The 2,944-nt window shown below is 71.7% G+C and carries 4 protein-coding genes; all 4 read left to right on the top strand.

Features of this window, described 5'->3' with window-relative positions:
• On the top strand, nt 1-490 hold a 490-nt coding region (locus tag AOK11_RS38450), incomplete at its 5' end, for a hypothetical protein (RefSeq protein ID WP_338058971.1).
• Nucleotides 491-532: 42 nt separating this feature from the next.
• Nucleotides 533-1,375: a winged helix-turn-helix transcriptional regulator gene (locus AOK11_RS38445; RefSeq protein WP_055598227.1), complete on the top strand. Its 843-nt coding sequence runs from the start codon at nt 533-535 to the stop codon at nt 1,373-1,375.
• Nucleotides 1,372-1,848, top strand: a complete 477-nt coding sequence (locus AOK11_RS38440) for a hypothetical protein (protein ID WP_055598226.1) — start codon at nt 1,372-1,374, stop codon at nt 1,846-1,848. Before AOK11_RS38445 ends, AOK11_RS38440 begins: the two co-directional genes overlap by 4 nt.
• 65 nt (nt 1,849-1,913) lie before the next feature.
• Nucleotides 1,914-2,944: MFS transporter (locus tag AOK11_RS38435; RefSeq protein WP_055598228.1), on the top strand; the 1,031-nt coding region annotated here is incomplete at its 3' end.

Genomic DNA, 2,944 nt, shown 5'->3' with positions numbered 1-2,944 from the left:
CCCCCGGCCTCCGCCGCCCCGGCACCCGCGCATGTCGGGGCGGCCCACAGCCGACGACGATGAGAGCTTCTACCGATTGCCCCATCCCACCGCCGCTGAGATCGCCGCACGGATCGAGGGCCTGTACGGCGCCGAACTGCCCGGCCTCGAAGCACACGCTCAGGGCCAGGCCCCCGGCATGCTGGCCGCTCTCCTCGGCAGCCACCACACCTTGGCGTTCGCCGAACAGAGCATCACCGCGCACCGAGAGCGGCTGCAGCACCTGACCCAACCTGATCGGCAGATCGGCGCCCATGAGGTCTCCCACATCCTCGACTGCGCCCGCCGCCTCGCCGAAGCCGTGGCCGTCCGCGACACGCAGGCCGCAACCGCCAACGCAGTTCTGCGCAGCCTCGGTCGCGCGCCGGCACCGGAGCCGCCCACCACCTCTGCGGCAGTACCCGTTGCCGCTCCGCCCGTACCGGCCGCGAGCCCCGCCCCGAGCCGCTGACCCGACAACGTCCGGCCTTCCGCCTCCCAGGAGTTCACCCCCTTGGCCATCACCGGTCTGCCGCCCGCCGACGACGTCGACGTCGCCCGGGTCACCGAAGCCCTCCAGATGATCACCCCGCGCTGGAACGTGCGGATCCTGCTGGCCCTGAACCAGCCGCCCCAGCGCTACACGGAGATCGCGGCCAAGCTGCCGTATCTCCAGAGCGGCCAGCTGCATCCCAAGATCCGCTCGCTGTGCGACGCCGGCCTCGCCGAGCGCACCGAACACTCCGCGCGTCACGTCACCTACGGCCTCACCATCCGGGGCCGACAACTCCTGCCGGTGCTCCCGGTGATGGCTGCCTGGGCCGAGGAACACCTGGAGAAGCCGGAGCAGCCGCTGTCCGTGATCGAACAGGTCGAGGACAGTCTCACCCTCCTCGCCCGCCGACAGGCTGCCGCGATCCTCTGGGTGCTCAAGTCACGGCAGGAGGTGACTGCTCGGGCCCTGGCCCGCATCGTCATCCCCGACGGCTACTGGACCAACATCTACCCGCCGCTTCGCCAACTCATCGATGACGGCCTGGTGATGACCGCGGGCAACGGGCAGCCTTACCGCCTCTCGCGGGCCGGTGACGCTCTGGGGCCCGTTTTCGGAGCCCTTTCCCTATGGTCCGCCGGACGACCACTCGACCACGCCGCCCGGCATCCGCTCTGGGGGCGACCCGCCCCCGGACCTGCGAGTCCTGCTCCCGCCTGGACCAGCCACCAGCCCACGATCCCCGCCCCCGCCGTACCGACGCAGCCCGCACGCCGCCCCGGCTGGCAGCCCAGCGAGTTGTTCTCCCATGCCATCCCCGCCCGAGTGAAGGCTGTCCTGCCGACCGGGGGAGCCCGCCGGTGATTCCCGCTCTCCCCCACCAGCAGCTCCACGACATGTGCACGGTACTGTCCTCCGCGAGCCTGATTCGCCTGGTCAGCGAGATCGACGACCACGGAGCGATACCGGTGCGCGGCCTGGCACGCACCCTCGCGGACCTCTCCACCCGCCAGATCCGCCAAGCCATCGAGCAGGCAGATGCCCTCGGACTCCTCATCCGCACCCCCGGCAGCGTGGGCCTCTCGGCAGCCGGCCGGGATCTCGCCGACCTCTACGACGCGACCGCGCGGTGGGCCCGGCGGCACAACCACCCCGCTCCGCTGTGCGACTTCGCCGGACGGATCCAGCACACCTTTGCTCTTCTGGGAACGCCGACAGAAGGCACGCAGGATCCCGACGGTGAGCACGTTGCCGAACTCGGCCGCATCCACTGGCTGATGGCCGAGTGGGTCCACACCCATCAGCGAAACCGAAGCACCCATGGCGTCGCCGCGTGACGTCTACCCCCGGCCTCCTGCGCGGGATCTACCTGCCGCGCAGCGCCGACGGTGCCGCCTTCGCGATGGCCACCTACGGCATCCCCCTCCTCGTCCTCGCCGCTACCGGGTCGGCCGCGCTGACCGGCCTGGCCTTCGCGCTGGAATGGATTCCGCGCATTGCGGCCTTCACCGTGGTCGGCACCGTGGTCGACCGTCACGGCACGGCCTGTGTCTTCCGGGCAGCCTGCCTCGCGCGGGCCCTGGCCGTGCTCGCCACCGCCGGCGTCCTGACCGCGCTCGACGCCGGGTCGCCGGCGGTGACCGCCACGGTCATGCTGCTGGCCGCGTCCACCGGCCTCCTCACCGAGTTCAGCTACGTGGCCGCCGAGACCGTCGGCGGCGCAGCGAGCCGGAGCGCGGGCGCTCAGGCCCACCGGGTGCAGTCCGTGCTGCTGGGCATCGACCAGACCGCCATGCTCGCCGGACCGCTGGTTGCCGGCCTGCTGCTGGAGCACGGCGGGCCGACCGCCATGCTCGGCACGCTCGCGGCCTTCTCCCTGTTCGCCGCCGCCCTCGGAGCCGGGGAACGGAACATACCGCCGAGCGCGGCATTGGCCAAGGGAGGACTGCGAACGGGATGGGCAACACTGCGTTCGCTGCCCGCCCTGGCCTGGCTGGTCGGCGGCCTTATGGTCTCCAACACGGCCATCGCCGTCCTGCAGGCGGCCATGCCGGTGATCGTGATCACCGAACTACGGCGCTCCAGCGCGGACGCCGGACTCATCTGGTCCGCCGCAGCCGTCGCCTCCCTGCTCGCCATCACCGCCGCCCGCCGGGCGATCGACCGCTGGGGCCTATGGCCGGTCGGCGCCGCGGCCTCCGTTCTCGCTGCCGGAGCGACTCTCGCCGTCTCCCAGGCCGATGCCTACCACAGCTACCTGCTGTTGATCGCCGCCCTGATGGCCGGCGAAGGCGGCCTCACCATCGTCCTGCGCACCCTGCGCTCCCACCTGATCCCAGCCGACGTCTTCGGCAGCACCCTCAGCCTGACGATCCTGCTGCTCCTGCTGCCGTTCCCCATCGCCGGCCTGCTCGTCGCCGCCCTCCCACCCTC

Source organism: Streptomyces hirsutus (genome assembly GCF_001418415.1).
Taxonomy (GTDB): domain Bacteria; phylum Actinomycetota; class Actinomycetes; order Streptomycetales; family Streptomycetaceae; genus Streptomyces; species Streptomyces hirsutus.
This window is presented reverse-complemented; position numbering and strand designations above follow the sequence as displayed.